The 26,883-nt window shown below is 60.1% G+C and carries 23 protein-coding genes and 2 pseudogenes; 18 read left to right on the top strand and 7 right to left on the bottom strand.

The features are described from left to right. Positions 1 to 37 precede the first annotated feature (37 nt). Complete coding sequence (gene hisC, locus NMG80_RS09300) at positions 38 to 1,186, bottom strand: histidinol-phosphate transaminase (RefSeq protein WP_254017826.1); 1,149 nt, start codon at positions 1,184 to 1,186, stop codon at positions 38 to 40. Between the two features lie 235 nt (positions 1,187 to 1,421). Beyond that, on the bottom strand, positions 1,422 to 3,203 hold the full coding sequence (nifA, locus tag NMG80_RS09295; RefSeq protein ID WP_254017825.1) for a nif-specific transcriptional activator NifA: 1,782 nt from the start codon (positions 3,201 to 3,203) through the stop codon (positions 1,422 to 1,424). 1,309 nt (positions 3,204 to 4,512) lie between these two features. Here nifA and NMG80_RS09290 point away from each other — a divergent pair. The 3 genes and pseudogenes from NMG80_RS09290 to NMG80_RS09280 form a co-directional block, all read left to right on the top strand. Then, the gene (locus NMG80_RS09290) at positions 4,513 to 5,811 is read left to right on the top strand and encodes a dicarboxylate/amino acid:cation symporter (protein WP_254017824.1); all 1,299 of its coding nucleotides are present in this window, start codon (positions 4,513 to 4,515) and stop codon (positions 5,809 to 5,811) included. Positions 5,812 to 6,098: 287 nt separating this feature from the next. Beyond that, a complete protein-coding gene (locus NMG80_RS09285) occupies positions 6,099 to 7,163 on the top strand; it encodes a LacI family DNA-binding transcriptional regulator (RefSeq protein WP_008878216.1) in 1,065 nt (354 codons plus the stop codon). A 161-nt stretch (positions 7,164 to 7,324) separates the two neighbouring features. Next, positions 7,325 to 8,101 (top strand): annotated as a pseudogene (locus tag NMG80_RS09280) (TIM barrel protein); the annotation flags it as partial. Positions 8,102 to 8,177: 76 nt separating this feature from the next. Here NMG80_RS09280 and NMG80_RS09275 read toward each other — a convergent pair. Beyond that, the gene (locus NMG80_RS09275; protein WP_040594270.1) at positions 8,178 to 9,095 is read right to left on the bottom strand and encodes a LysR family transcriptional regulator; all 918 of its coding nucleotides are present in this window, start codon (positions 9,093 to 9,095) and stop codon (positions 8,178 to 8,180) included. A gap of 158 nt (positions 9,096 to 9,253) precedes the next feature. Here NMG80_RS09275 and NMG80_RS09270 point away from each other — a divergent pair, with 158 nt between their 5' ends. From NMG80_RS09270 to fabG, 4 genes are all read left to right on the top strand, one after another. Further along, a complete protein-coding gene (locus tag NMG80_RS09270; protein ID WP_008878221.1) occupies positions 9,254 to 9,844 on the top strand; it encodes a NodA family N-acyltransferase in 591 nt (196 codons plus the stop codon). A 224-nt stretch (positions 9,845 to 10,068) separates the two neighbouring features. Continuing rightward, on the top strand, positions 10,069 to 10,350 hold the full coding sequence (locus NMG80_RS09265; protein ID WP_008878222.1) for an acyl carrier protein: 282 nt from the start codon (positions 10,069 to 10,071) through the stop codon (positions 10,348 to 10,350). After that, positions 10,351 to 11,559, top strand: coding sequence for a beta-ketoacyl-[acyl-carrier-protein] synthase family protein (locus NMG80_RS09260; RefSeq protein ID WP_077378864.1), 1,209 nt, complete (start codon positions 10,351 to 10,353; stop codon positions 11,557 to 11,559). It begins immediately after the preceding gene. Positions 11,560 to 11,881: 322 nt separating this feature from the next. Beyond that, on the top strand, positions 11,882 to 12,619 hold the full coding sequence (gene fabG, locus NMG80_RS09255) for a 3-oxoacyl-[acyl-carrier-protein] reductase (protein ID WP_254017823.1): 738 nt from the start codon (positions 11,882 to 11,884) through the stop codon (positions 12,617 to 12,619). A gap of 92 nt (positions 12,620 to 12,711) precedes the next feature. Here the strand turns inward: fabG and NMG80_RS09250 are convergent, their stop codons facing one another. Further along, the gene (locus NMG80_RS09250) at positions 12,712 to 13,056 is read right to left on the bottom strand and encodes a hypothetical protein (protein ID WP_008878225.1); all 345 of its coding nucleotides are present in this window, start codon (positions 13,054 to 13,056) and stop codon (positions 12,712 to 12,714) included. A 298-nt stretch (positions 13,057 to 13,354) separates the two neighbouring features. Further along, positions 13,355 to 14,338: a LysR family transcriptional regulator gene (locus NMG80_RS09245; RefSeq protein ID WP_254017822.1), complete on the bottom strand. Its 984-nt coding sequence runs from the start codon at positions 14,336 to 14,338 to the stop codon at positions 13,355 to 13,357. A 297-nt stretch (positions 14,339 to 14,635) separates the two neighbouring features. Here NMG80_RS09245 and NMG80_RS09240 point away from each other — a divergent pair, with 297 nt between their 5' ends. The 10 genes and pseudogenes from NMG80_RS09240 (at position 14,636) to NMG80_RS09195 (ending at position 25,045) form a co-directional block, all read left to right on the top strand. Next, entirely contained in the window at positions 14,636 to 15,226 is a 591-nt protein-coding gene (locus tag NMG80_RS09240) for a NodA family N-acyltransferase (protein WP_008878227.1), read from the top strand. Continuing rightward, the gene (gene nodB / locus NMG80_RS09235) at positions 15,223 to 15,864 is read left to right on the top strand and encodes a chitooligosaccharide deacetylase NodB (protein WP_254017821.1); all 642 of its coding nucleotides are present in this window, start codon (positions 15,223 to 15,225) and stop codon (positions 15,862 to 15,864) included. The genes NMG80_RS09240 and nodB overlap by 4 nt, the downstream gene beginning before the upstream one ends. Before the next feature lie 14 nt (positions 15,865 to 15,878). Continuing rightward, positions 15,879 to 17,234 (top strand): chitooligosaccharide synthase NodC, encoded by a 1,356-nt coding sequence (gene nodC / locus NMG80_RS09230; RefSeq protein WP_008878230.1) that lies wholly within the window; start codon positions 15,879 to 15,881, stop codon positions 17,232 to 17,234. Between the two features lie 231 nt (positions 17,235 to 17,465). Further along, positions 17,466 to 18,380 carry a nodulation factor ABC transporter ATP-binding protein NodI gene (nodI, locus tag NMG80_RS09225; protein WP_008878232.1) on the top strand — a complete coding sequence of 305 codons (915 nt, stop codon included), beginning with the start codon at positions 17,466 to 17,468 and terminating at the stop codon, positions 18,378 to 18,380. 3 nt (positions 18,381 to 18,383) lie between these two features. Then, the gene (locus tag NMG80_RS09220) at positions 18,384 to 19,172 is read left to right on the top strand and encodes an ABC transporter permease (protein WP_008878233.1); all 789 of its coding nucleotides are present in this window, start codon (positions 18,384 to 18,386) and stop codon (positions 19,170 to 19,172) included. Positions 19,173 to 19,446: 274 nt separating this feature from the next. Continuing rightward, entirely contained in the window at positions 19,447 to 20,184 is a 738-nt protein-coding gene (locus tag NMG80_RS09215; RefSeq protein WP_123151120.1) for a sulfotransferase, read from the top strand. Next, positions 20,165 to 20,347: a hypothetical protein gene (locus tag NMG80_RS09210; protein WP_436798573.1), complete on the top strand. Its 183-nt coding sequence runs from the start codon at positions 20,165 to 20,167 to the stop codon at positions 20,345 to 20,347. Before NMG80_RS09215 ends, NMG80_RS09210 begins: the two co-directional genes overlap by 20 nt. Continuing rightward, positions 20,340 to 21,515, top strand: coding sequence for an efflux RND transporter periplasmic adaptor subunit (locus NMG80_RS09205; protein ID WP_254017819.1), 1,176 nt, complete (start codon positions 20,340 to 20,342; stop codon positions 21,513 to 21,515). Before NMG80_RS09210 ends, NMG80_RS09205 begins: the two co-directional genes overlap by 8 nt. A gap of 80 nt (positions 21,516 to 21,595) precedes the next feature. Further along, entirely contained in the window at positions 21,596 to 24,772 is a 3,177-nt protein-coding gene (locus NMG80_RS09200) for an efflux RND transporter permease subunit (RefSeq protein ID WP_254017818.1), read from the top strand. Between the two features lie 113 nt (positions 24,773 to 24,885). Next, positions 24,886 to 25,045, top strand: a pseudogene (locus tag NMG80_RS09195) (DUF3309 family protein). A 252-nt stretch (positions 25,046 to 25,297) separates the two neighbouring features. Here the strand turns inward: NMG80_RS09195 and NMG80_RS09185 are convergent. Continuing rightward, the gene (locus NMG80_RS09185) at positions 25,298 to 25,981 is read right to left on the bottom strand and encodes a transposase (protein ID WP_436798572.1); all 684 of its coding nucleotides are present in this window, start codon (positions 25,979 to 25,981) and stop codon (positions 25,298 to 25,300) included. A gap of 475 nt (positions 25,982 to 26,456) precedes the next feature. Here NMG80_RS09185 and NMG80_RS37030 point away from each other — a divergent pair, with 475 nt between their 5' ends. Beyond that, a complete protein-coding gene (locus tag NMG80_RS37030; RefSeq protein ID WP_280113299.1) occupies positions 26,457 to 26,588 on the top strand; it encodes a hypothetical protein in 132 nt (43 codons plus the stop codon). Positions 26,589 to 26,649: 61 nt separating this feature from the next. On the opposite strand, the gene NMG80_RS37785 is transcribed toward NMG80_RS37030, so the two are convergent. After that, positions 26,650 to 26,880, bottom strand: coding sequence for a hypothetical protein (locus NMG80_RS37785; RefSeq protein ID WP_425293537.1), 231 nt, complete (start codon positions 26,878 to 26,880; stop codon positions 26,650 to 26,652). Positions 26,881 to 26,883 lie beyond the last annotated feature (3 nt).

The raw sequence follows: 26,883 nt of genomic DNA, 5'->3' as shown, positions 1-26,883 counted from the left end.
CAAATTCAAATTATCGGCGCGCTTAATGGCCGGGGAACTATCGATTGGTTAAGGCAGGAGCAGCGGCCGCTGACGGCCGGCACAGTGGGATAGTTTCCTTCGCCGTTCCAGCTATGTCGCTGGCGGCCTCAAGAAATTCATCCATCTCATCTTTTGTGCCGATGCTAATGCGGATGTAATTTTCCAAACCTGCATCAGGAAAGAAGGCAACGAGTATCTTTTGCCTTTCCAAGGCTGCTTGCCACCATGCGCCTTCCTGCCCCGCTGGCACACGTGCTAGCAGGAAATTTGCGTGGGAAGGTATTACGGAAAATCCGAGTTTTGACAGCGCCATCGTCACTCGCTGTCTTTCATGCTTGATGTGCTTGTGGTTCTCGGCATAGGCGCCTCGGTGCCCAAGGACGCTGATACCAACCGCATGGCCGATCACATTCATGTTGAAGACGTTCTGAAGATTTCGCAGCCTGCCAATGACTTCAGGGTGACCAAGTCCGAAACCGACGCGAATGCCGGCGGTGGCATAGCTTTTCGAGAACGTTCTCAAGACCAGGAGATTCGGATAACAATTGATGAGATGCAGACCATTATCCGGTGCAAAATCGACGTAGGCCTCATCCAAGACAATCATGCGGTCTGATTGTGATACTAAACGTTCGATATCGGCCACCGGAACAAACGTTCCGGTCGGATTGTTCGGATTAGCCAGCAGAATGAATTTGGCATCTTTTGCAGGCGCCAAAAGCAATTGTTCTACGGGCAAGGAATGATCTTGGCCCCATTCGACTTCGACAAATTGAGCACCCTGCAAACTGGCAAGTTTGCGGTTGAACGAAAACCCGGGCGACATCATCGCCACGCTGTCTCCTGGAACCAGGAAAGCTCTGTAAATAAGCCCAAGCAGTTCAGACGATCCGTTTCCGGCGATCACCTGATCCTTGGAGACGCCGTAGGCTTCAGAAGCTGCTTGCCTCAAGCTGACGTTGTCGTCTTCTGGATATAGATACTGCCGTTCGAGAGCCGCCATTGCACTCTGCATTATGACTGTCGGCAGCGGAAACGGGTTCTCGTTCGTATTTAGCTTGACGCAACTCGCATCCGGCGCCGGTTTGTCGGATAGCAGAACATCTAACTGTCTCGCCACTTGCGAGAGAGAGGAAAGCACAGTTCCGAGTTTTGCATCCGACATGATTTTTTCTCCGTTTCAGTCCCAGTACATCCGGCACGGGCTGGTGATATCGAGACATGGCTTGGACCATCGATGATAGCGCTGCCTTCAAACCCAGGTGCGTCGTGAAGCCGACAGCTCCGCGGGGTCAGCCGGACTGTGCGATTGGATCGAAAGTTGGCACTGACGTGAGGTCCCCATCACCCGTTTCCAGGGGCACAAGCACGGTCCCCGCTACTCGCTTCGGTCGTTAGCTTCAAAGACGCTTGATCTCGATGCCGTATTTCCTCAACATGTAGCCAATCTGGCGGGGCGTCAGTCCAAGCAGGCGTGCCGCCTTTGCCTGCACCCAGCCACATCTTTCCATGGCCTCGATGACACGTTCAGCATCGGTCATTCTTGCACCATTTAACTGGACTGCCCCGGCAGGGCCAAGCGGCGGCTGACTTGTGATCTCAGGCGGGACTGCGACGGCGGCAGCAGCGGGCGGTATGGCCGCAACCGCTGGCAGCGGCACGATCGGCGGGGATTGCAGCGCGATTTTGCCAAATCTGCTCTTGTGCAGCGCCTCGGCGAAGCATTTGCCCTGGCAGCATGCAAAGTCGCCTCTCCCGATTGATGGTCCCGCCGCCAGAACTGCTGTCCGATACACGCAATTTTCGAGCTCGCGAATGTTGCCGGGAAAATCACAGTTTATCAGGACTTCAATCGCACTGGGATCGAAGGTCAGCATCCGGCCGTTCTCACCGTTGAAATTCTTGAGAAACTCAGCGGCGAGTAGCGGAATATCACTGCGCCTTTCGCGTAGCGCTGGCACCAGCAAGGGAACCACACTGATGCGGTAATAGAGGTCGGCACGGAACTCGTTTCTGGCAACCGCCTCTTCCAGGTTCTTGTTCGTGGCGGCAATGATGCGAACATCGACTTTAATGGTCTGGTTGCCGCCGACGCGCTCAAACTCCTGCTCCTGCAGCACGCGCAAGAGCTTTGCCTGGAAAGAGGCCGAAATCTCGCCGATCTCGTCCAGGAACAGCGTCCCCTTGTCGGCGAGCTCAAAGCGCCCCTTGCGTGAGTTGAACGCGCTGGTGAATGCACCCTTCTCATGACCGAACAATTCGGATTCCAGGACTGTCTCGGGCAGCGCCGCGCAATTGAGCTTGATGAAGGGCCGCTTGGCGCGCGGCGACAACTCGTGGATAGCCTTGGCGACCAGCTCCTTGCCGGTACCGGATTCGCCTCGCAACAGAACCGCAATCTTAGCCTTAGCTACGACCGCGACTTTCTCAAGCAGACCGCGCAACGCCAAACTGTCGCCAATCATCCCCTCAACGTGAATCTTGTTACGCTGCCGGGCCGGATGCTTCTGCTTTGGCAGCAAATCCTGCTGTGCCATCGGTTGCTCGGGGTCGCCGTCGAAAGAGCGATGCGACTTGACTGTCTGTCCTACCAGGTTGGCGATTAGGGGAAGCAGACAGAGGTTGTAATCGAGCCAAACTCTTGAGCCATTGTCCAGTACGTGGTCGATGGTCAGCGTGCCCACGACATTCGCATCGACGCGGATGGGAACGCCGACGAAGGACACTGGTATGTTTTCGGAGACCCCGAGCACCTCCATGTCGGCGGCGGTGAAAGCCGAATGAACCGCGATGTTCTCGGTGGCCAGGGGCGTGTCCGTGGCCACAATATGGTCGATTGCCTTCCGCGGCAGATACGTCCGGCAGCGCTCACCGCAGCTCTCGGTCCAGCCGGCGCCTACGGTGATTTCCAGTTCGCCATCACTATCGAAGAGAGAGATGATGCCGTGCCGCATCTGCAGAAACGATCGCAGGAGGTCTACGACCTTGGCCAGCGTGACTTCGAGCCCGGAGGGGGCGGTGAGTGCTTTCACTATTTCCCATATGCCAGCAAGCACGCTCGCGCGCGACGGCAGAATAGCGGATTCTGAGTCATCCCTTTTCGCGTCATGAAGCGACGAGCAGCATGGCGGCGTCTGCCCAGCATTTTCTTCAGGTTGGCCATTATTGTCCCGGTCTAGCATGTCATCCTCGATGTGGAGCCGCGAAAGCAACGCCGCCCCATCTGAACCTGCGACGCCCCCCGGGCGTTGAGGCCTCGTCAAGTGGCATCGAGGCCCGAGCCACCGATGGCCGGCACCAGCAAGAGTTTCTTCGCCCCGCGGGCCGCCGCATGATTGGCGCGCTTGCTCGCTCGTAGGAGCCGCTCATCGAAACGCCTGAGACGTCGATACGGATAGTCTGTGACCCGGCGTCACGGCAGCACGCCGACTTCCGCAGCCGGCATACTGGCTGCCATTGGATCGAAAGTGGGTCACGGTTTTGGGCGTCGGTCAGGCCGTGATGATCGGCAAGAACGAAAAACGCCGGAGGCAATGCTTGAGGCATGGCTTGGCTATCCTTACTGAAGTGGGGCGCGGTTCAGGCTCCTCCCGAGCGCAACCACACGTTGCTCTACAGAGCGGGAACGACGGGGGCTAGTCAATCGAGCTTTCCTTGCATTTGTGAAAGGAAAGTAGGACGACATGACAGAATCCCATCAATTCAGATAGTTGCTCGCAGATCGATGCGAACGGCAGAGATGTTTACCCCGGCGTCTCGGCGGGTGCGCGGCGCGCTGAGCATACCGAGCGCCTGTGCGTGCTTCCAGCGCCCCATCAGGTGGTGCGGAAGCGGTAGCGGCTCACTGAGTGGATCGCAGCAACCATTCATACCCTCGCTATTGATGCCGTTGACAATAGAACACGCTGCGGCGCATGCCATGGCGCAAAGTTGTCTTCGAGCGCGGCTTATGTTCGTGCTCCGAAGCATCTCCTGAATCACACCGTTGCGCCCCAGGACTGGCGGAATCACCGGTCTTCTCCACTGCCCCTTCGAGACGCACTCGGCTGCAACGGGAGCGCGGCGAAGCACGGTTGTGTAGGGAATCCTCCACACCGGTGCGCGGTCAGTCGCAAACAAGACAAAGAAAGGAGGGGCACATCGGGACCCCAGAGATACCGACCGGCGGCCGCTCTGCCGGGCAAAAGCAATGGTTGCAACGCGCCCTTGTTGTATCATCCGTGCTCTACCGACCTATTGCTTCAGACACGGACCATTGCCGGAGCCTTAGGTGCGGAATTTCGCCAAGAATGGAGGCAACCAGTGCGGAAACCCGCACAAGCCTCACTGAAGCTGCGTGACCGAGCGGCGGAATACGCATAATTGGGCGCGGGTTCCACTTGGCACAACGTTTGCGGCTGAGATGGCAGCAGCGTTTGACCGGAGCGCCGCGATGGGAGAAGCGCGGGAAGGGAGGAGCCCCACCCCGTCCGGTCAGGGAGAGAAAAGCTGTTGGTTCCACCAATCCGAAGCGCGGGTCCCACGCCCCGCAAGGCCTTCTACGCCCAGCTCTACGTGCAGGTGCTTACCGCCATCGCCCTCGGTGTCGCAGTGGGCTATTTCTGTCCGGGGACCGGAGAGGCTCTGAAGCCCCTCGGCGATGCTTTCATCAAGCTCGTGAAAATGATCATCGCACCAGTGATCTTTCTAACCGTCACGACCGGCATTGCCGGCATGAACGACCTCAAAAAGGTTGGCCGGGTCGCCGGCAAAGCGATGATCTATTTCGTCACCTTCTCGAGCCTCGCACTGGTTGTCGGTCTCATAGTCGCAAATGTCGTTCAGCCAGGTGCTGGCCTCAACATTGATCCGGCGTCGCTCGATGTTCAGGCCGTGAAGGGCTATGCCGCCAAGGTCCACGAGCAGTCCGTGGCCGGCTTTCTGATGAACATCATCCCGATAACGATCGTTGGTGCCTTCGCCGAAGGCGACATCCTGCAGGTCCTGTTCTTCTCGGTCCTGTTCGGCATCGCTCTGGCGATGGTCGGCGACACGGGCAAGCCTGTGCTTTCTTTGCTTCAGGCGCTCCTTGCGCCGGTGTTCAAGCTGGTCGGCATTCTGATGAGGGCCGCGCCCGTCGGCGCTTTCGGCGCCATGGCCTTCACCATCGGCAAATATGGCATCGGTTCGGTGGCCAACCTCGCGATGCTGGTCGCGACGTTCTATTTCACTGCCTTCTTCTTCGTATTCGGGATTCTCGGCGCGGTCTGCCGATACAACGGCTTCTCGATCTTTTCTCTCGTGCGCTACATCAAGGAAGAGCTGCTGCTGGTCCTGGCAACGTCCTCCTCGGAGGCCGCGCTGCCCTCGCTCATGGAAAAGATGGAGAAGGCCGGCGCCAAGCGTTCTGTCGTGGGTCTCGTTATCCCGACTGGATATTCCTTCAATCTGGACGGCACCAATATCTACATGACGCTTGCCGCCCTCTTCCTCGCCCAGGCGACGAACACGCACTTGTCGATTTCCGACCAGGTCCTCCTATTGCTTGTCGCGATGCTTTCCTCGAAGGGTGCCGCAGGTATAACAGGCGCCGGCTTTATCACCTTGGCCGCTACGCTCTCCGTAATCCCGAGCGTTCCCGTTGCTGGGATGGCTCTGATCCTTGGCGTGGACCGCTTCATGTCCGAATGCCGAGCGCTGACGAATGTAGTCGGCAACGCGGTGGCCTCGCTCGTTGTCGCCCGCTGGGAAGGCGAATTGGACGAAGCGCGCATGAAAGCTGCCTTCTGCGGGAGCTTGCCGAGAGATTAAACCGGCCATCCGCCCCAGCAAGATTGCTGTAGCGCGACTAATCCAGTCGCCGGGCTAACATCCGAACGAAACAATCGGCTCGCTGGCTCTAAACAGTGCTTCGCGGGCCACAGATCAGAAGCGCCAAATGCGGTGAGTACAAGAAATATGGACGCCTTATCGAAACGAACCGTAGATCGACACCCGCGCGGTTGCGCCTGGAGCGCCGTTCATTGGATAGGCAGTCGATCGTGCAGGATGCCGAAATTTTCACTTTGCCGCCCCGAACCGTCGCTGGGATGCGCCGGATGACAGAGAGACAGCCGATCAGAATTGGAGCGACGGCAAAGCGCCCCACAATTGTCGATCTCGCCCGCGAAGCCGGGGTGAGCGTGGCGACTGTCGATCGGGTCCTGAACGCTCGCCTGCCGGTGCGGGAGAAGACCGCGCGGCGGGTCCACGAGGCCGCCCACGCGATCGGCTATCATGCTGCGGGTCTCATCAAACAGCGCTTGCAACGGGATCTGCCGCGCTACCGGCTAGGCTTCATCTTGAGAAAACCGGCCCAGCATTTCTACCAGGAGTTCGCGCGCGAGGTCGAAGCGTCGGTGAGTTCGGCCCAGTCCTTCCACGGCATTCCGCTCATCGAATTCGCGCCATCACATTTGCCCGGGGACCTGACCACCCTCCTTAAGGATCTTGGTAGCCGATGCCACGCGATCGCCATGGTGGCGCCGGACCACCCGAAGATCACGGCAGCAGTCGAGGAGCTCAAGGCGAAAGGCATCCCGGTTTTCTCGCTCCTTTCTGACTTCGCCGCTGGCGTGCGCGAGGGTTACATCGGTCTCAACAACCGCAGGGTCGGGCGGACGGCAGCTTGGATGTTCTCCAAGGCCGCTAAACGGCCTGGCAAGGTGGCGGTGTTTGTCGGCAGCCACCGTTTCCAGGGTCACGAGCTACGGGAAAGCGGCTTTCGTTCTTTTTTCCGTGAGAACGAGCCAGCATTCGAGGTGCTCGATACGCTCGTGAACCTTGAGAAACGACAGATCACTTACGAGGCGCTGCTGGACCTTATGCAGCGGGAACCTGAGCTCGTCGGCTTCTACGTGGCCGGCGGTGGCATGGAGGGCGCTATCTCAGCGCTCCGGGAAGAGGGCAAAGGTCAGGATCTCGTGGCGATCGTGAATGAAATCACGCCGGAGTCACGGGAGGCCCTCGCTGATGACATCATCACGATGGCGGTCGCCACGCCACTGCGCCGACTTTGCCAGGAGCTGATGTTGCTGATGGATCGCGCCATCAAGACCGGCACGGCGGAGACGCCGGGGCAGACATTTCTGCCGTTTGACATCTATCTTCCGGAAAACATCTGAAATGATGTGATCTATCGCCATGGCCGACATTCCTTTCATAAATGCAAGAATCGCTCGATTGACTAGCCTGCTCCAATCAGGTTTGTGCATCGGCCTGCAGTGGGGCGCGCGGAGAAGCCAGACAAGACTGGCGCCGCATTTCTGGAAGGAAAGCTCCGCCCATGCGCCAGGTATCTCCCCGCTTTGCGCTCGAAGACATGGCGGCCCCATCGGTCGACGTCAGTGCAATTTTCGCAGTTGCGCGTGATCAGGGCCTGACCGATGTTCAAATCCGTGACCATCATTTCAGCAATCCTGTTACACACGCCATTTCGGCTGCGCAGGTCCGCTCTGCCGCTACCGAAGCCGGCGTCACGATAACCTCGATGAACGCCTTGCAGCGCTTCGACGACTGGACTCCCACCCGTCGGGCGGAGGCGAACAAGCTGGCCGACTACGCGGCGGCGTGCGGGGCTAAGACGGTCGTGCTGGTGCCGGTCAACCACGGCTCGCGGGCCAGCACTGGCGAGCGCCATGACAGTCTCCGCTTCGCTCTAAACGCGCTCAAGCCGATCCTCCAGTCGCGCGGTCTTGTCGGCCTGATCGAGCCGCTGGGCTTTCGAACCTGCTCGCTTCGATCAAAGAAGGAAGCGGCCGATGCCATTGCCGCGGTTGATGGCCAGTCCGTGTTCCGCCTGATGCACGATACTTTTCACCATACCCTGGCTGGGGAGACGTCCTTGTTTGGCGAGCTTACCGGACTGGTGCACATTTCAGGCGTGAACGACCCGACCTTCTGGATTTACCCGGATTGCTTTCTTGGAGGTTCCGACAATGGCAGTCAGATCCAGGCGCTGCTTGACGATGGCTACGCGGGACCCTTCTCGTTCGAGCTGGTCGAGGAAGTGCGCACGTTGGACGAGCTCGCGGGCGCGCTTGCCGCCAGCATTGATTTCGTCCAGCGCGTGCTGTCGACGCGAAAGCAGTTGGTCGCGGAGGTAGTAAATGGAATGGCGCCTAAAGCCTCCCGTGTTGTCACAGCGGAGCAGCCATGCGAGATGCCTCCTGCATCATTATCTCGCGCATCCAGATGCTTGCCGGATCGGTATTGTGGAGTGCCGGCCACTGGGCGGCTTCGGTGAAAGCGGGAAGCGGCAGCGGAAGTTCCACAATCTGAAGGGGGAAGGTTTTTTCGAAGTGCTTAACCAGCCGGAAGGGCATGGTCGCAATACGAGCTGTGCCGGACACCATGGGTGGGATCATGCTGAAGCCCTGCACGGCCACCTCGACACGTCTTTTAAGACCATGCTCAAGTAAGAACCATTCCTCGACGGACGGCATCAGCGAACGTCCGAACCTGACCGAGACGTGCCTCATCGACAGATATCTCTCGAATGTAAGCTGCCGTGGCAGCTGCCTGTTCGTGGGACAGCCGACGCATACGAGCCTCTCGCCGAACAAGGCCACGCTTGAATGCGCGCTCGACGTGAACAAATCCGGGAGAATTACAAAATCGACGTCGCCGCGCCGGAGAAGCTCATCGGGGCTATCGTTGATAGGCAGCAATTCGAAGCTGACGGCGGGGGCTTCCCGGGCAACACGCTCCACGACTTTCTCAAAAAAAACGAGCGTGGCGAAATCGGAAATAATGATCCTGAAGCGGCGATCGGATCGAGCCGGGTCAAACGGATCCGAAGAAATAATCGTACGTTGGATGTGCAGGAGAGCGTCGCGGACTGCGGGACCAAGTGCAGCCGCACGTGACGTCAGAATACGTTCGCGGCCGCTCATGCTGAACAGTTCATCGCCGAAAAAATCGCGCAGCCGGGCGACGGCCGCACTCATCGCCGGCTGACTGAGATTTATCCGGCGTGCCGCCGCCGAGAGATTGCGCTCGGCCAGCAATGCGTCCAGCACGACGAGAAGGTTGAGATCAAGCCCCTTGAAACGCATTTCTGCGGCTATCCATAGAGTGGATACCTTCCATCGAAACAAACGATTTTATCATTGTGCTGAAATCTCGCATGGACAAACACCTGACGCACCGATCACCCGCTGCCTCTATGCCGCGATGAGCGTCTTAAGGACAACCCGAAAGGAGAAAATCTTCCATGCGCTCTGCCGTGCAGTGGAGGTTATGCTGGGAAAATAACTTGCAAGTGGCCGACCATGTCGAGCTCTCCGATTTTTTCCGAAACATCTATGGACGAAACGGAGCCTTCGGCGCAAAGCCATTCGAAGGTGGCCGCAGTTGGGCCGGCGCAAGACCGGAACTCCGCTTTATTGCCAGCGACCCTCAGGGCGTAGCGGCACACATCGGTATTCTGCGCCGCTTCATCAGGGTTGGCGAGGTCGATGTCCTAGTGGCTGAGTTGGGCCTGTATGGCGTTCGTCAGGATCTTGAGAAGCTCGGAATCAGCTTTGCAATGCGCACGGTGTATCCAGTCCTGCAGCAGATGGGGGTTCCATTCGCTTTCGGCACGGTTCGGCACGCAATGCGCAACCATGTTGAGAGGTACTGCAGAGAGGGCCTAGCCACCATTGTGCCAAGCGTCCGCGTCCGTTCGAGCCGCGCAAATGTGCATCACGACCTGCCGTCCACGCGCCTGGAGGACGTGCTCGTCTTGGTTTCGCCGATTGGACGCTCGATGGACGAGTGGCCTTCCGGCACGCTGATCGACCGTAACGGTCCGGAGCTATGAAACTCCGGGACTACATATCTGTCCCGAGTGGCTAGCAAAATCGGCTCCCGGCGACGTTCTTCGCCATCGCAGCCTGCGCCGCAGACCAGCCGGACTCATCCGGCTGGTATGAGCATTAAGCTTTGTCAGTTGCACAAGTTTAATGGCTAGTTTCCCGGACGCGCGCTGCCCAGGAGTCAAGTCACCCCAACGTAAAAACAAGCTGAAATGGAAAGAAACAAATAATGTCTGATCAACTTACAACGGAAATCGTAGAGATAATCAGGAAGCGCGTCGAATCGGAGAACGCCGAGGGAACGACTGCAGCATCCGTCGGCGAAATAACCACTGCGACGGAAGTGACTGGGCTCGGCATCGATTCACTGGGATTGGCGGACGTGCTCTGGGATCTCGAACAGGCCTACGGCATCAAGATCGAGATGAACTCGGCCGAGGCGTGGTCTGATCTCCAAACTGTCGGCGACATGGTGGAAGCCATCCGCGGCTTGCTCAACAAGGCGGCTTGAATGGATCGGCGGGTCGTTATCACCGGACTGGGCGGGCTGTGCGGACTGGGCACCGATGTCGGCTCCATCTGGAGAGGCATGCGCGAGGGCCGATCGGCCATCGGTCCCATTGTCAATGCACAGCTTCACGGGCTGGAGGGCACGATCGGCGCCGAGATCAAGACGCTGCCTGAGCACGACGTTGACCCCAGGCAGCTGCTCGCCATGGGCCGTTTCAGCCTGCTTGCCGTGCTTGCAGCACGCGAAGCCATGCGACAGGCCGGACTTTCCTGCAATGAAGGCAATGCCCATCGCTTTGGCGCAACAGTGGGCGTCGCCTTCGGCGGCTACGATGCGACCGAAAAAGGCTACCGCGACGTCCTTTTGGGGGGAGCGTCCCGCGTTGATCTGTTCTCCGGAGTAAAGGCGATGCCGAGCGCGGCTGCGTGCCAAGTCAGCATGAGCCTCGGCCTTCGCGGGCCGGTCTTCGGCGTCACCACCGCCTGTGCATCGGGCAATCATGCGATCGCCTCGGCCGTAGACCAGATCAAGTACGGCCGGGCCGACGTGATGCTTGCGGGAGGCAGCGACGCGCCGTTCGTGTTTATGATGGTGAAGGCATGGGAAGCGATGCGCGTGCTCGCTCCGGATACTTGCCGGCCCTTCTCCGCCGACCGGAAGGGACTGGTGCTGGGCGAAGGTGCGGGCATGGCCGTACTGGAAAGCTATGAGCATGCTACCGCCCGGGGTGCAACGATTCTTGCCGAGGTCGCCGGCATCGGCCTGTCTGCCGATGCCTCCCACATCGCCGCGCCGGCAGTTCACGGGCCGGAGCGCGCGATGCGCGCCTGCCTTGCCGATGCGAAACTGAATCCCGAGGACGTCGAGTACCTGAACGCGCACGGCACCGGCACCAAGGCCAACGATCAAATCGAAACGGCGGCGATCAAGCGCGTCTTCGGTGAGCATGCTTATTCGATGTCCGTCTCTTCCACCAAATCCACCCACGCGCACTGTCAAGGTGCAGCGAGTGCGCTTGAGATGATCGCCTGTGTGATGGCGATTCAGGAGGGCGTCGTACCGCCGACCGCCAACTATCGCGAGCCAGACCCCGATTGCGATCTCGACGTCACGCCCAACGTGCCGCGCGAGCGTAAGGTGCGTGTGGCCATGAGCAACGCGTTTGCCATGGGCGGCGTGAATTCAGTTCTAGCCTTCAAACACGTATAGTAAGCCTCCGACATGTTTGCCGCAAAGCCCTTCCGGGCGCCGTCGCTTTGCTGGCAGTCTGAAGGCTCTCCCAGTGCACCACCAGTCAGCTCCAGGTGGTCAGGTCGGTCGAGCCGCGCCTGGTCTCGCAGCCGAGGCCGGCCGCGGCCAATTGCGCGAACTCGCCCAACGCGGTTTGGGCTGCATAGACGATTCTACCTCGCAGCAGGGGTCCTGGCGCGGATCAGGAGCGGCGAGGAAGCCACTCATTGGAGCCGAGACTTCTGGCTCGGCGACACTCAGAGGTGACCGAATTCACCGGCCTGAAGAATGAGGAGAAAAGATGTTTGAATTGACCGGCCGCAAGGCGCTCGTCACCGGCGCATCGGGGGGCATTGGCGAGGCGATCGCCCGTGTGCTGCATGCGCAGGGCGCCATTGTCGGCCTGCACGGCACCCGCGTCGAGAAACTGGAGACCTTGGCTGACGAACTCGGCGATCGGGTAAAACTTTTCCCGGCCAATCTGTCGAACCGCGACGAGGTCAAGGCGCTCGGCGAGAAGGCGGAGGTCGAGCTCGAAGGCGTTGATATCCTAGTCAACAATGCCGGCATTACCAAGGACGGTCTGTTCGTGCGCATGGCGGACGCCGATTGGGATAGCGTGCTTGAGGTCAATCTGACCGCCGGGTTCAGGCTGACCCGCGAACTCACCCATCCGATGATGCGGCGCCGGCATGGCCGCATCATCAACATCACCTCTGTGGTTGGCTTCACCGGCAATCCCGGTCAGACCAATTACTGCGCCTCCAAGGCTGGCATGACCGGCTTTTCCAAGTCGCTGGCGCAGGAGATCGCCACCCGCAACATCACCGTCAACTGCGTCGCCCCGGGTTTCATCGAATCGGCGATGACCGAAAAGCTCAATGACAAGCAGAAAGAGGCGATCATGGCAGCGATCCCGACGCGGCGCATGGGCACCAGCGCTGAAGTCGCGTCCGCCGTCGCCTACCTCGCCTCCGATGAAGCAGCCTACGTCACCGGCCAGACCATCCACGTCAATGGCGGCATGGCCATGATCTGAGCACGGGGTGACCGGAGCCCTACCTTGTCGTAGGCATCACGCGACAGGTCTCACCGCCGCGGTTTGCAGGGCAAGTGGTGCTGCAATGCGGATCAAACCTCCGCGGCGCTTGTCGTAAACGGTTCATCCCGCAGCCGGGCCACGGCTGCACTCATGGCCGGGCGAATGAGTTGATGCACGTGCCGCGGCAGCGCAAAGGGGGAATCAAAGCCAGGCCACAGGCCCTCCCAAGGTCGACATGAAAGATCCTTGCCCTCACCGATGCGCTCGGCACTCGCGTGCTTCGTCCTCCTGTCAGGAGGCCGCTTCGATACGGTGGGTTTCGCCCGCCCATCAAGGGCGTCGCCTTCGGCGATCCGAACGCCGACACGGGGTTCAATAGCAACACCATCATTGCCGATCTGAACGAGCGCGGCGCCAAGATCGTGATCCAGCACGATCCGAGGCGCGCCTTGCCGCCGCCTCTCGATCTGGAAGCGTCATCTGATCGAGAACTTCTTCTGCACCCAAGCGTATGCCAGCTGACAACTCCAACCAGAGCTTCGAAGCGACCATCGACCGCACCCGCGGCATAAACCCACGATGGCCCCAGCAAGCCTAGACCAAGGCCAGCCAAGCTGCGAATCCGGACGCGGTACCCGACCCAGAGACATGCACTTCGAGTTCCGCTCCTCGCCCCGGGAGTCTCACAGTCTGCAAGCGCAACACCTGCCAATCAGCTGACGATCTGTCGCCTCAGGCAACATGAGAGTGGGCGGTAGCGGCCGACACAAGTCCAGGAGCGCTGGGGGCCTCTCGTGGATTCGCAGGAGTAGCCAGCCGGGATGCTTCCTGCACCATTATCTCCCGCATCCAGATGCTGGCCGGATCGCTGTTGTGGTTGGCCAGCCATTGGACGGCTTCGGTGAAAACGGGAAGCGGCAGCGGAAGTTCGACGACCTTAAGGGGGAATGTTTTTTCGAAGTGCTTAACCAGCCGGAGGGGCACGGACGAAATACGAGCTGTGCCGGACACCATTGGCGGCACCATGCTGAAGCCCTGCACCTCGACTTCGACACGTCTTTTCAGGCCGTGCTCAAGCAAGAACAGTTCCTCCATGGAGGGCTTGCGCCAACGTCCGAACCTGACGCAGACGTGCCTCATCGACAGGTATCTCTCAAATGTAAGCTGCCGTGGCAGCTGCTTGTTGGCGGCACAGCCCACGCATACCAGCTTCTCATCGAAAAGCGCCACGCTTGGATGCGCGCCCGACATGAACATATCCGGAAGAATTACAAAGTCGATGTCGCCTCGCCGGAGGAGCTCATTTGGGTTGTCATCGAGAGGCAGCAATTCGAACGTGACGGCGGGGGCTTCCCGAGCGACACGCTCCACGACTTTTTCAAAAAACACCAGCGTGGCGAAATCGGAAATAATGATCCTGAAGCGGCGATCGGATCGATTTGGGTCAAACGGATCGGACGAAATAATCGAGGACTGGATGCGCAGGAGAGCGTCGCGGACTGCGGGGCCAAGTGCTACCGCACGTGACGTCAGAATACGTTCGCGACCGTTCATGCTGAACAGTTCATCGCCGAAAAAATCGCGCAGCCGGGCGACGGCCGCACTCATGGCCGGCTGACTCAGGTTTATGCGGTGTGCCGCCGCCGAGAGATTGCGCTCGGCCAGCAATGCGTCCAGCACAACGAGAAGATTGAGATCAAGTCCCTTGAAACGCATGGGCGCGGCTATCCATCGAGTGGATACCTTTCATCGAAACAAACGATTTTACCAGTTTTGCTGAACGTCGCATAGGGACCTTACAAGGATGTAAGCAAGCCCTAAAGGAACTTAATGCTTGCGTGGGTGCCGGACAGCATTTCTGGCGTACGCCTTCCGGTGTCGGCCGGATCGCATGTCCAGTGCGGCTAAAGTTCCTCGGTGATCTGCGAAAGCCATATCGCGTCTGCTCGACGCGACAAGCTCCCCGTCATTAGGCGCTTACCTCAGGAAAACACGAACGAATGAGGTCTTTCCATGCGCTCTGAAGTGCAGTGGAGGTTGTGTTGGGAAAACGAGTTGCAACTGCATGAGCATGTCGAGCTCTCAGACTTCTTGCACAAAACCTATGGAGGGACTGGCACCTTCTCCGCAAGGCGATTCGAAGGCGGCCGCAGTTGGGCCGGCGCGAGGCCAGAGTTCCGCGCAATTGGTAGGGACGCGCACGGTGTAGCGGCACATCTCGGTCTACTGCGCCGGTTCATCAAAGTTGGCGAGATCGACGTGCTGGTGGCCGAACTCGGATTGTACGGGGTGCGTCGGGATCTTGAGGGCCTCGGCATCAGCTTGTCGATGCGCAGTCTGTATCCAGCGCTGGAGCAGATGGGCGTTCCATTCGCTTTCGGCACGGTTCGGCACGAAATGCGAAATCATATTCAGAGGCTCTGCAATGCGGGGCTTGGGAAGATTGTGCCGGACGTTCGCATCCGCTCGACCCTGGCAGACATACATCCCGACCTGCCGCCCACACGCTTGGAGGACGATCTCGTCCTGGTCTCGCCGATCGGGCGGTCGATGGACGAGTGGCCGTCCGGCACCTTCATCGAGCGGAACGGTCCGGAGCTATGAAACATCTGGACTGTATATGTGAAGTGCCCAGTGACTGCGCTGACGGCACCGAAGAGCGCAGCGTCTATCTCACGTTTGACGACGGCCCCGATCCCGTTTGGACACCGGAGGTCCTCGACCTGCTGGCGCAACACCGGACACCGGCGACGTTCTTCGTGATCGGTGACGCGGCTGTAGACCGGCCGGAGCTTATCCGGCGAATGATTAGCGATGGGCATGAAGTGGCCAATCACACGATGACTCATCCGGACCTGTCCAGATGCGCACCCGGCGAAGTTGAACGTGAAATCGTTGAGGCGAACAGCGCCATCATGATGGCGTGCCCCCACGCTGCGGTGCGGTACTTTCGTGCGCCGTATGGGAGCTGGACCGAAGAAGTTCTCACAGCCTCGGCGAGCACTGGATTGGCACCCCTGCATTGGTCAGTAGACCCGCGAGACTGGTCTCGCCCCGGCGCCGACTCGATTGTCGATTCAGTTCTTGCCGGTCTCCGCCCGGGCGCGATTGTGCTCCTGCACGACGGGTGCGAGCGCTCTCAAAGCGATCCACGCGAGCAGACGGTTATGGCGCTGTCCCGCCTGATTCCAGCGCTGCACGACCGCGGATTCACAGTCCGACCCCTTCCTCAACATCATTGAACAAACGAGATCTTATGGACCCGCTTACCACAGCCAGTACCGTCGCCGTTTCGTGTTATGCGCTGCTCTCGACCGTTTATAAAGGTATGCAAGCGGTTTACGCGCAGTCGGGACACGTTGCATCAATCTCGGACGACTTGCTCGCCTCCGACCTTTGGCCGAGCGTGGATGTCATTATCCCCTGTTACAATGAGGAGCCGCGTACACTTTCGGCCTGTCTGGCTTCGGTTGCCAACCAGGAATACGCCGGAAAGCTGCACGTCTATGTGGTGGATGACGGTTCTGGAAATCGCAAGGCCCTCACGCCGGTGCATCACGCCTACGTAGACGACCCCAGATTCACGTTTATTCAGCTCCCCCACAATGTCGGCAAACGCAAGGCGCAGATCGCAGCGATCCGTGGCTCGTCTGGAGATTTCGTGCTCAGCGTCGACTCTGACACGACTCTCGAGCCCGACGTGATTGCGAAACTTACCGCAAGGATGCGGGATCCAGCGATCGGCGCCGCCATGGGCCAGCTGACGGCATCCAACCGGAGCGACACTTGGTTGACCCGGCTGATTGACATGGAGTACTGGCTCGCCTGCAACGAGGAGCGCGCTGCGCAGGCTCGCTTTGGTGCGGTCATGTGCTGTTGCGGCCCATGTGCAATGTACCGCCGCTCTTCTCTGATGTCGCTGCTAGATCAATACGAGACTCAGCTGTTTAGGGGCAAGCCTAGCGACTTCGGCGAGGACCGCCATCTTACCATCCTGATGCTGAAAGCAGGCTTTCGGACCGAGTACGTTCCGGACGCGATCGCGGCGACAGTCGTTCCGGATAAGCTGGGGCCCTATCTGCGCCAACAACTACGATGGGCACGAAGCACTTTCCGCGACACGCTGCTGGCACTGCGCCTGTTGCCGAGCCTCGATCGCTATCTCACGTTGGACGTAATTGGACAGAATCTCGGCCCATTGTTGCTCGCCGTCGCTGTACTAGCCGGGCTCGCAGAGCTCGCATTGACAGATACGGTGCCTTGGCCAACGGCAGTGATCATTGCCGGCATGACGACCATTCGATGCACCGTGATAGCTTTTCGTGCACGCCAATCTCGGTTTTTCGGCTTTTCTCTGCACACGTTCATCAACATCTTTCTCCTCCTTCCCTTGAAAGCTTATGCGTTGTGTACATTGAGCAACAGTGACTGGCTGTCGCGCAAAAATGCTACCCAGCCCCACGGGAGCAAGAAGCCGATCATCATCGCAAACCCGATCACCAGAGCAAATGGTACAGGCAGCCCGGGAATTGCCGGCTCGAATCGTACGGCGGATCGTTCGCGCGATTCTGCACAGCTGGTTAAGCCTGGGGTTCTTCACAGCTCCGACTGACCGAATAACTTTCGTTGCCAATACGTCGAGAGCTTAGGCATGCATCAACGATCGGAACGGGAACCAGCCGAATGCGATCGTAGGCTTTCGACCCTTTTTTGCACGGGAGCGACACGCGTTTCTCCGCTGTCATTTCCCAAAGGACCAGCACAGATACGGCTGCTCTGGACCAGAACCTCGAACGTAGGCAGCCGGCCGGCCGATTGGCCTGTTTCAGCCTGAGATAGACGCATGTCCAATGTAGCAGTCGACCTTAACGACGTAACCAAGTCATTTGGCAGCAAGCTCGTTGTGAACGGGTTGTCATTCGCCGTGGGTACGGGAGAGTGCTTCGGCCTGCTGGGGCCGAACGGTGCAGGCAAGAGCACGATTGCGCGCATGCTCCTCGGCATGACCCGGCCTGACTCGGGTAAGATCACAGTGCTCGGAGTGCCGGTGCCGGCTCGAAGTCGCTTGGCCCGCAAGGGCATAGGCGTCGTTCCGCAGTTCGACAACCTGGACCTGGAATTCACGGTCCGCGAGAACCTGGTGGTGTTCGGGCGGTACTTCGGCATGAGTACACGGGAGATTCAACGGGTCGTTCCATCTCTCCTCGAGTTTGCCCGCCTTGAGAGCAAGGCGGACGCACGCGTCGGCCAGCTATCAGGCGGCATGAAGCGGCGTCTAACGTTGGCACGCGCGCTGATCAACGACCCCCAGCTCCTTATAATGGACGAGCCGACTACCGGCCTCGACCCGCACGCCCGCCACCTGATCTGGGAGCGGCTGCGTTTTCTGCTGGCGAGCGGAAAGACGATTATTTTGACTACCCACTTCATGGAAGAGGCTGAGCGGCTATGCGATCGGCTGTGTGTACTGGAGCGGGGACGCAAGATTGCCGAGGGCAGCCCTCATGCTCTGATAGACGAACATATTGGATGCAATGTGATCGAGATCTTTGGCGGGAATCCGCAGGAGCTGACTTCGCTGATTAAGCCGTACGTTCAGCGCATTGAGGTAAGCGGCGAGACACTCTTTTGCTATGCGCCCGATCCAGAGCAGGTGCGTGTCCAGCTTCGCGGGCGCGCGGGTCTGCGGATTTTGGAGCGCCCACCAAGTCTGGAGGACGTCTTCTTGCGGCTAACCGGACGCGAGATGGAGAAGTGAATGATGCGTGAAGGTCTTGCGGCGGCACTGCCCGCCAACGCGTGGAACTGGATTGCGGTGTGGCGCCGCAACTATCTGGCGTGGAAGAAGGTCGCATTTGCGTCGCTTCTCGGTACTCTTGCCGATCCGATGATTTACCTTTTCGGGCTCGGTACTGGTCTTGGACTAATGGTAGGTCGGGTTGAAGGCGCCTCGTACATTGCCTTCTTGGCAGCCGGGATGGTCGCGACAGGCGCGATGACCGCATCGACCTTCGAAACAATATACGCGGTTTTCAGTCGCATGCGCGACCTGGGCACCTGGGAAGCAATCCTGCATACACAACTTACCCTGGGCGACATCGTTCTCGGTGAATTGGCATGGGCAGCCACCAAGGCCTTTCTGGCCGGCACGGCAATTACCATTGTTGCTGCCACCCTGGGCTATGCGGCGTGGACGTCCGTCCCCTATGTGCTGCCGGTCGTCGCTCTCACCGGCTTCGCCTTTGCCAGCCTGGCAATGGTCGTCATCGCGCTCGCGCCCAGCTACCACTATTTTATATTCTATCAGACGCTCGTCATCACACCCATGCTGTTCCTGTCTGGCGCGGTCTTTCCAGTCGGCCAGCTGCCAGGCGCCTTTCAGCGCCTGGCGGCCTTCTCGCCGCTGGCGAACTCTATCGACCTGATCCGTCCGGTAATGCTTGGCCACGCGGCAGACAACGTCGGGCTGCATATCGGCGCACTTTGTATGTATGCGGTATTGCCGTTTTTCCTCTCTGCTGCGCTGTTTCGTCGACGCCTGATGCGTTGACGCTGCTGACGACGGCCCGGGAAGGAGGCCTCGATGGATCGCGAACTGGTTACCATCAGAGCTGGAGCCAAGCTGCGTGGCACAGCAACACTAAAGCGAAGCCGCCACTTAGCCATTGCCGCAAGCATCCGCCGATGTCGGCCGCGAAAAGTCTAGGAGCGGTCCGGTTGCATGAGGGCGAATCGAGTCCCCGTTCAAGACATAGCAGCCGAGCTTGTTGTGCCCTGGTCTGCCCTAAACCCTCGCGACCACTACTAGCTGGAAACACATAGCAATGACACACCGCACGCCGACACCTCAGCCTTTTGTTATCCTTGCCATGCCAAGGACTGGCACACACTATCTGGAGGAATTGCTAAATGAGCATCCGACCGTACTAAGCAACGGTGAGTTGCTCAATGAGTATGATACCAATTGGCCCGGGAAGGACCGCCTGCTACGCACCGATCGTGAGCTCCTCGAACAAGCCTATTTGCGCTATCCCACGCCAGACTACAGGAACGTGACGCATATCGGCTGCAAGATCAATGAACCCCAATTTCACGATCGCCCAGCTTTTTTTGCTGAACTGACTCGTTGGCCAGCACTCAAGGTCATCCTCGTAACCCGAAACATATTGGAATCGCTACGGTCCTTTGCACAGGCAAGGCAAAGCGGCCAGTGGCTGAAATTCAGTTCGGACGCCGCTCGGCCGCCGCGCGTCAGATTGTCAATCGCTGACTGCGAGGCTTACTTCAAAGCCGCGGACGATTTCCACGCTCGCATCGAGCACTCCTTCACGCCGAGCCACCTGCTTGTAGTCGAATACGAGAGCCTCCTTCACGAACCCGCTGCTTGCCTGGGAAAGGTTTGGGATTTCCTGGGCGCTCCGGCCATTGAGCTATCTGATCGCGCCACCCTTCAGCGCCAGGAAACGCGAGCGCTAGACCAGACGGTGCAGAATTTTGATGAGTTGCAGCTCCACTTCGCGGATGGACCTTACGCCCGCTTCTTTGACGTCGGTGGTCTATGACTGGCGCCGTTCTCGGTTCACGCTCGAAGCCAAGCTTCTGTGCCATCTGATCGTGGTCGCGCAACTGCTGCTTCACCTAGGCTGGCTTCTCCTCTCCGGCATCAACGAGGACCGCTTCCCTCATACAGAGGTGAACCCGCAGTGGAAAAATGACGATGCCTAAAATCAGGTTTCACAAGCTTGCAGCCATTGTTGTGCTTATTGGTTTCGCGGCGTGGATGGTGACAGGCGAATTCTCGTCGGTCGGCAGCGTAGCGGCCAACAAGGCCAAGGCAGCCGAAGTCGAGCAGGGCAAGGCGCCGGACGCGAGCAAGCCGAAGACGGCGCAAGCCGAACCGAAGGCGCCGCTGCGCACGGTCGCGGTGGTGACGCCGCCGCGCAAGACCTATGCGCGCGCAATCCGCATTTCCGGGCTGACCGAGGCCGACAAACGCGCGGTGCTGGCAACCCGGGTCGCCGGCGTCATCGACAGGCTGCCGGTCAGCCAAGGCCAGCACGTCAAGACCGGTGACCTCGTGCTGATGCTTGCCGCCGAAGAAAAGATCTCGATGGTCGACAACGCCAAGCAGCTCGTGGCGCAGCGCACGGCCGAGCTCGATGCCGCCGAGCGGCTCACCAAGACCGGCAATCTGCCCAAGCTGCAGCTCGACACCGCCCGCTCCAATCTGACCCAGGCGCAATCTCAGCTGGATACCGCGCAGGCCGAACTCGATCGCAACGAGGTCAAGGCGCCGTTCGACGGCGTCATCGACCGGGTGCCGGTGGAACTCGGCAGCTCGGTCATGCAGGGCGGCGAGGTAGCGACCATCATCAAGCTCGATCCGGTGATCGCGCGCGGCGAGATCAGCGAGCGCGACCTCGGCTATCTCAAGATCGGTGACAAGGCCAATGTCCGGCTGGTCAGCGGCCAGACCGTGGAAGGCACCGTACGCTACATCAGCCGCGACGCGTCGTCGGCGACCCGCACCTTCCGTGTCGAGGTCGCGATCCCCAATGCCGATGGCTCCGTGCCGGCCGGCATGACGGCGGAAATCCAGCTCAGCGCGCTGCCGACCGACGCGGTGCTGCTGCCGCGTTCGGTGGTGACGCTCGGCGACAAGGGCGATCTCGGCATCCGCGCCGTCGGCAAGGACAACAAGGTCGCGTTCTTCCCGATCGACCTTGTCGACGACACGCCGACCGGCCTGGTGCTCGGCGGCATCCCGGCCGATGCGCGCATCATCGTCGCCGGCCAGGAACTGGTGAAGGAAGGCGAAGTGGTCAAGCCGGTCGAGGCCGACCAGGCGACCATTCAGAAGCTGCTGGGCGAGGCGACCGCCGGGACGCAGTAGCGCCGGGGCGCCGGCGCCGGGCTCTGCCTGGCGACGTCAGTCCTTTCGCCACTCCCCGACAAGCACAGCAGGCATAAGTCATGGATATCGTCAGACTCGCAATCAACAATGCCCGCCTGACCATCTCGGTCCTGGTTTTCCTGCTGATTGCAGGCTGGGTCGCCTATCAGTCGACGCCGAAGGAAGCCGAACCCGACGTTCCGATCCCGATGATGTATGTCAGCCTGATCTATCAAGGCATTTCGCCGGAGGATTCCGAGCGCCTTCTGCTGCGGCCGATGGAAAGCAAGCTGAAAAGCCTGAAGGGTCTCAAGGAAATGCGCTCGGCCGCCTTCCAGGGCGGCGGCTATGTGCTGGTCGAGTTCCAGCCGCAGACGAACCTGGCGACGGCGCTGCAGGATACGCGCTCCAAGGTGCAGGACGGCAAGGCCGACCTGCCGCAGGCGGCCGAGGAGCCCGTCGTCACCGAGGTCAACATTTCCGAATTCCCGGTGCTGGTCGTCACCTTGTCCGGCGAATTGCCCGAACGCGTGCTGGCCGCCGCGGCGCGCGAACTGCGAGACCGCATCGAGGAAGTGCCCGGCGTCCTCGAAGGCTCGCTGCAGGGCGCCCGCGACGATCTCGTCGAAGTCGTCATCGATCCGATGAAACTGTCTTCCTACGGGCTGCAGCTAGAGCAGCTGATCGGAGCGGTTGGCGATTCCAACAGTCTTGTCGCCGCCGGCAACATCGAGGGGTCGCAGGGCAAATACGCCGTCAAGGTGCCGTCATTGATCGAGACGCCGGAGGATGTCGCGGCGCTGCCGATCGTCGCCGGCCCCAACGCCGTGGTGCAGGCCAAGGACATCGCCACGATCCGCTCGACTTTCAAGGATGCCGAGACGGTGACGCGCCTCAACGGGAAGCCGGCCATCGCCATCGAGGTGAAGAAGCGCATCGGCGCCAATCTGATCGACACCCTCACCAAGGTGAGGGAGGTGTCCGATACCTTCGTCAAGACCATGCCCGAGGGGATGCACGTCACCTACACGCAGGACAAGTCGGTCTTCGTCAACCAGCTGCTCGGCGATCTGCAGAACCACGTGATGATCGCGGTGATCCTGGTGTTCATCGTCATCCTCTACGCACTGTCGGGCCGCGCCTCGCTGCTCATTGGCCTCGCCATTCCGTCCTCCTTCCTGATCGGCATCCTGCTGCTCGCCATGATGGGTTACACGATCAACATGATCGTGCTGTTCAGCCTCATTCTGGCGGTCGGCATGCTGGTCGACGACGCCATCATCGTCACCGAGTTCGCCGAACGGCGGATGAGCGAGGGCATGCCTAAGCAGGAAGCCTTCGCGCTTGCCGCCAAGCGCATGGCCGGTCCGGTCATCGCCGCGACGATGACGCGCATCGCCGCCTTTTCGCCGCTGCTGTTCTGGCCAGGCATCATCGGCGACTTCATGAAATACATGCCGATCACGCTGATCGTCACGCTCTCGGCCTCGATGCTCTATGCACTGGTCTTTGCACCGGCGCTGGGCGCCTTGTTCGCCAAGGCGCCGCCGCATCACGAGAGCGACAACCGCGACGGCTGGTATATGGCGGTGGTCAAGCAGGCGGTTCGCTTTCCCATCACCGTCATTCTGCTCACCGTCGGGCTTTTGTTCGGTGTCGGCTTTGCCTATTCGAAATACGGCGCCGGCGTCGAGTTCTTCCCGAATGTCGAGCCCGACTACGGCCTGCTCTATGTGCACGCCCGCGGCAATCTTTCGCTCGCCGAAATGGATGCCGCCACGAAGACCGCGGAAAACCGGCTGCTTGGCTGGCCGGGCGTGAAGTCGGTCTATACACGCGTCGGCAAGTCCGAGGGCGGCGGCCAGGATGTGCCTGAAGACGTCGTCGGCGTCATCAACTATGAGTTCATCGACTGGCGCGAGCGCAAATCCGCGAACGATATCCTGAACGATCTGCGCGGCGTCATGGCGGGCATTCCCGGCGTCGATGTCGAGGTCCGCGTTCCGGAAGCGGGCCCGCCGACCGGCAAGCCGATCCAGATCAGGCTTTCGGCCGTCGACCCCAAGGGATTGGACGAGAAGGCGCGTGCGGTGGCGGCGCGCATCGCCAAGGTGCCCGGCGTCATCGACATTTCCGACGGCTTGCCGCCGCCCGGCGTCGACTGGGCGCTCGAGGTCGACCGGGCCAAGGCTGCCCAGTACGGCATCAGCCCGACCTCGGTCGGCACCGTGGTGCAGCTTGTCACCAACGGTTTGAAGCTCTCAGAATACAGGCCTGCCGGCGCCGACAAGGCGGTCGACATCCGGCTGCGCTTGCCGGAGGACCGGCGCACGCTGTCGACGCTCGACGAGCTTAGGGTGCAAACCTCGCAAGGCTCGGTGCCGATCTCGAACTTCGTCGTGCGCAAGCCCGAACCGACGGTCGGCATCCTCAACCGCATCGACGGCGCGCGTACCGTGGTCGTCCAGGCCAACGTTGCCGCCGGCGCCCAGGTCGCGGCCGTGCAGCAGGAGGTCACCCGGGCCGTCACCGACATGAATCTCGGCAGCGGCATCCGCTGGAAGCTGGCCGGCTCGAACGAGGACAGCGCCGAAGCCAGCGCCTTCCTCAGCAAGGCCTTCGGGGCGGCGATCTTCCTGATCTTCCTGGTGCTGTTAGCGCAGTTCAACAAGTTCACCAGCGTCTGGCTGGTGCTGTCCTGCGTGGTCATGGCGACGATCGGCGTGTTCCTCGGGCTGCTGATAACAGGCGAGACGTTCGGCATCGTCATGTCAGGCATCGGCGTCATCGCGCTTGCCGGCGTGGTGGTGAACAACAACATCGTGCTGATCGACACCTATGACCGGCTGCGCGAAGAGGGTTGGGACAAGATGGACGCCGTGCTGCAGACCTGCCGCGAGCGTGCGCGCCCGGTGGTGCTGACGGCAGTGTCGGCCATCCTTGGCGTGCTGCCGATCGCCTTCGGCCTTGGGCTGGAAATCTTCCATCACGAGACGACGATCAACGCGCCGTCGACGCAGTGGTGGATTTCGCTGTCTTCGGCGATCGTCTTCGGCCTGTCCTTCGCCACCGTGCTGACGCTGGTGGTGACACCGTCGATGCTGATGGTGTTCACCCGGGCCAAGGTGAAGCCCGGCGCGCGGCGCGGCTTATTCAGCCGGCTGTTCCGGCGCGGCAAGGGCGAGATCTCGTCGGACACGCCGACAGCGGACACCGGCACCGAGCCGGCAATCGCCTTCCCGAAAGCCGCCGAATAGACAGGCTTGTCGTTTCGGCCGGCAAAGGCCGCCTGGAACTACCAGGCGGCCTTTTGCATTGTTTCCCCGGCAATGCGAGGGCATTGGCCTGAAGCAAATGCCGGGAATGTCTCATGCCGATCAGCACCATTATCATCATCATCTTGATCCTTGTCCTCATCGGCGCGGTGCCGCGCCTGGCCGCATTCGCGCTCCTGGGGCTACGGACCTTCAGGCATTGTCGGTGTGGTGCTGGTGGTGGTTCTGCTGTTGCTGCTGATGGGACGGCTCTAAGCTTAGACGTCCCCTTCGGCGGTGCGTTCAGGCGGCTTTGGAAACGCCGTTCACCGTTGCGATGCCGATATCTTTCAGAGCCTCGGCGACAGCCTGATCGAGCGGCGTATGCGGGATTTCGCCGATGATGCCTTCCAGCCGCGTCGAGACCAGCTGGTGCGGTTCGAAGCGCAGATAGGACGCGTAAACTATGAGCTCTCGGATAGCGCGTCGGACAAGAATTCTGGCGCTCCGATCTGCGATTCAGGGTTACTAAAGCCCGAGCTTCCTCTTCAGTTCCGCGTTCTCCTTGCGCAGGCGATCCGCGAGCAGGCTCTTCAGTCGCTTGTTTTCTTCCTCAAGCGCGACGAGGTCCTTCAGATCGTCACCAACCGGCGCAGGCGGCGAAGCTTTCTTCCATTGATAGTAGGTCTGTTCCGAGATGCCGGCCTGCTTTACGGCGCTCTTGTGGGTGTCGCCGCCACTGATAGACTTTTGGATCAGGGCGAGCATCTGGGCGCGCTCCTTTTCAGAGTAGGTCTTACGTCCGGCCCGGACGGTCGCTGCTGGTGCTTCCTTCGCCTCGGACGCCGCGCTAGGGGCATTCTTCCGAGCAGCCGGCCTGGGCTCAGCCTTCGCCTTCGGCGGCCGTTTGGCCTTCTTCTTTTCAAGCGTCTCCAATTTGGCTGCCGGTTGCGTTGCAGTTGTTACTGGTTCTGCGTCCAGGGGATTTGCCATGAGATGCTCCGCTCGCGGTTTGTGCATGTGTTCAGCATCAAGCGCTACGACGCTTGAGTCAACAAGGCGACGATTTGGCAACTCCATCTCCTCGAGTTCCCTTCTTGTTTCGGCCGTTGCTGCGGTGAGATCGACATCGCCCCAGATCGAACGACTCCGTTTTTGAGAACTGCGCTTCTGTCTGATCTCCACCGTGAATGCCCGGGGCTGCCGCCTCATAGGTAGTTCCTTGTTGAACACGAAATTGCGAAGGAAGTCGCGGCAGACGACGATTGAAGGTCCGGCCGCTTCTTCTGTGGTCGAGCTATATGCATCCGACCGCCCGAGCAAGCCCTGCTGGCGGCGCACACCCCCGAACAGACCGGGTGTGAGCCCCTAAGAGCAAGTGGCTATGCCATCTCTCGGGATCGACGAGGTGGTGGATTTCCCGCAGCATGCAAAAAACCATCTCCCGCATCTTCGATGGTACATCGATGGCAGGCATACGAACTGAAAGAAGCCGCTCAAGAGCGCGACCCAATCTGCACTGGCAGTGCTGCGGGTCGCGCCCTGGGACGGGGTGTAGCTCGACGGTGGAGAAGCCGCTCGCGAGCGCGCCCTCAACAGCGCGGTAGCGAGCGAGCGGCGTAGCGGGGGTTATCGATGTTTTTCGGTAGGGTTGGGTTGCTGACAACCTGATTCGAAGGAAGCACCGATGACCAACATGATGGACCTGCGCGGGCTCGTGAAGAAGATCCCGACGCCGATCAATGCGCGAGATGATCGGCTTTGCCGCCGAGCGGCTGATGGAGATGGAAGTGGGCGCGGCGGGATGACTTACAAATGAGAGACGCGAACCCCCAGCTCGGTGCCGAACTCCTGCGCGAACAGCTTCTGTACCATCAATTTTAGCATCCTAAAGGATGGAAGCGTCCGGCTGGAAACAAGCATCTTCTCGAGGGCGGCGTTACAATAGCTTCGGCAGCGTAGAAGGCTACCCGATCGATCTCTTTGAACTGAACCACAGCGGCTGAAAGGCAGTGTTGAATCGCCCCACTTGCGAGCTTGTTCGTGAGCTTGATCCGGTTGAGGCGCTCCTCTTCAACGGTCGCTATTACGTGTCCGTCTCGGACGAGCACCAC

The sequence above is a fragment of the Mesorhizobium escarrei genome, from assembly GCF_935825525.1.
Lineage (GTDB): Bacteria > Pseudomonadota > Alphaproteobacteria > Rhizobiales > Rhizobiaceae > Mesorhizobium > Mesorhizobium escarrei.
The sequence above is the reverse complement of the archived record's forward strand: the minus strand, read 5'-3'. Positions and strand labels throughout refer to the sequence as shown.

Excerpts from the sequence above, each read along its gene's own strand:
- hisC (WP_254017826.1), bottom strand. The coding sequence starts at position 1,186 with ATGTCGGATGCAAAACTCGGAACTGTGCTTTCCTCTCTCTCGCAAGTG.
- nifA (WP_254017825.1), bottom strand. The coding sequence starts at position 3,203 with ATGCTAGACCGGGACAATAATGGCCAACCTGAAGAAAATGCTGGGCAG.
- NMG80_RS09285 (WP_008878216.1), top strand. The coding sequence starts at position 6,099 with ATGACAGAGAGACAGCCGATCAGAATTGGAGCGACGGCAAAGCGCCCC.
- NMG80_RS09275 (WP_040594270.1), bottom strand. The coding sequence starts at position 9,095 with ATGCGTTTCAAGGGGCTTGATCTCAACCTTCTCGTCGTGCTGGACGCA.
- NMG80_RS09270 (WP_008878221.1), top strand. The coding sequence starts at position 9,254 with ATGCGCTCTGCCGTGCAGTGGAGGTTATGCTGGGAAAATAACTTGCAA.
- NMG80_RS09265 (WP_008878222.1), top strand. The coding sequence starts at position 10,069 with ATGTCTGATCAACTTACAACGGAAATCGTAGAGATAATCAGGAAGCGC.
- NMG80_RS09260 (WP_077378864.1), top strand. The coding sequence starts at position 10,351 with ATGGATCGGCGGGTCGTTATCACCGGACTGGGCGGGCTGTGCGGACTG.
- fabG (WP_254017823.1), top strand. The coding sequence starts at position 11,882 with ATGTTTGAATTGACCGGCCGCAAGGCGCTCGTCACCGGCGCATCGGGG.
- NMG80_RS09245 (WP_254017822.1), bottom strand. The coding sequence starts at position 14,338 with ATGCGTTTCAAGGGACTTGATCTCAATCTTCTCGTTGTGCTGGACGCA.
- NMG80_RS09240 (WP_008878227.1), top strand. The coding sequence starts at position 14,636 with ATGCGCTCTGAAGTGCAGTGGAGGTTGTGTTGGGAAAACGAGTTGCAA.
- nodB (WP_254017821.1), top strand. The coding sequence starts at position 15,223 with ATGAAACATCTGGACTGTATATGTGAAGTGCCCAGTGACTGCGCTGAC.
- nodC (WP_008878230.1), top strand. The coding sequence starts at position 15,879 with ATGGACCCGCTTACCACAGCCAGTACCGTCGCCGTTTCGTGTTATGCG.
- nodI (WP_008878232.1), top strand. The coding sequence starts at position 17,466 with ATGTCCAATGTAGCAGTCGACCTTAACGACGTAACCAAGTCATTTGGC.
- NMG80_RS09220 (WP_008878233.1), top strand. The coding sequence starts at position 18,384 with ATGCGTGAAGGTCTTGCGGCGGCACTGCCCGCCAACGCGTGGAACTGG.
- NMG80_RS09215 (WP_123151120.1), top strand. The coding sequence starts at position 19,447 with ATGACACACCGCACGCCGACACCTCAGCCTTTTGTTATCCTTGCCATG.
- NMG80_RS09205 (WP_254017819.1), top strand. The coding sequence starts at position 20,340 with ATGCCTAAAATCAGGTTTCACAAGCTTGCAGCCATTGTTGTGCTTATT.
- NMG80_RS09200 (WP_254017818.1), top strand. The coding sequence starts at position 21,596 with ATGGATATCGTCAGACTCGCAATCAACAATGCCCGCCTGACCATCTCG.
- NMG80_RS09185 (WP_436798572.1), bottom strand. The coding sequence starts at position 25,981 with ATGAGGCGGCAGCCCCGGGCATTCACGGTGGAGATCAGACAGAAGCGC.
- NMG80_RS37030 (WP_280113299.1), top strand. The coding sequence starts at position 26,457 with ATGACCAACATGATGGACCTGCGCGGGCTCGTGAAGAAGATCCCGACG.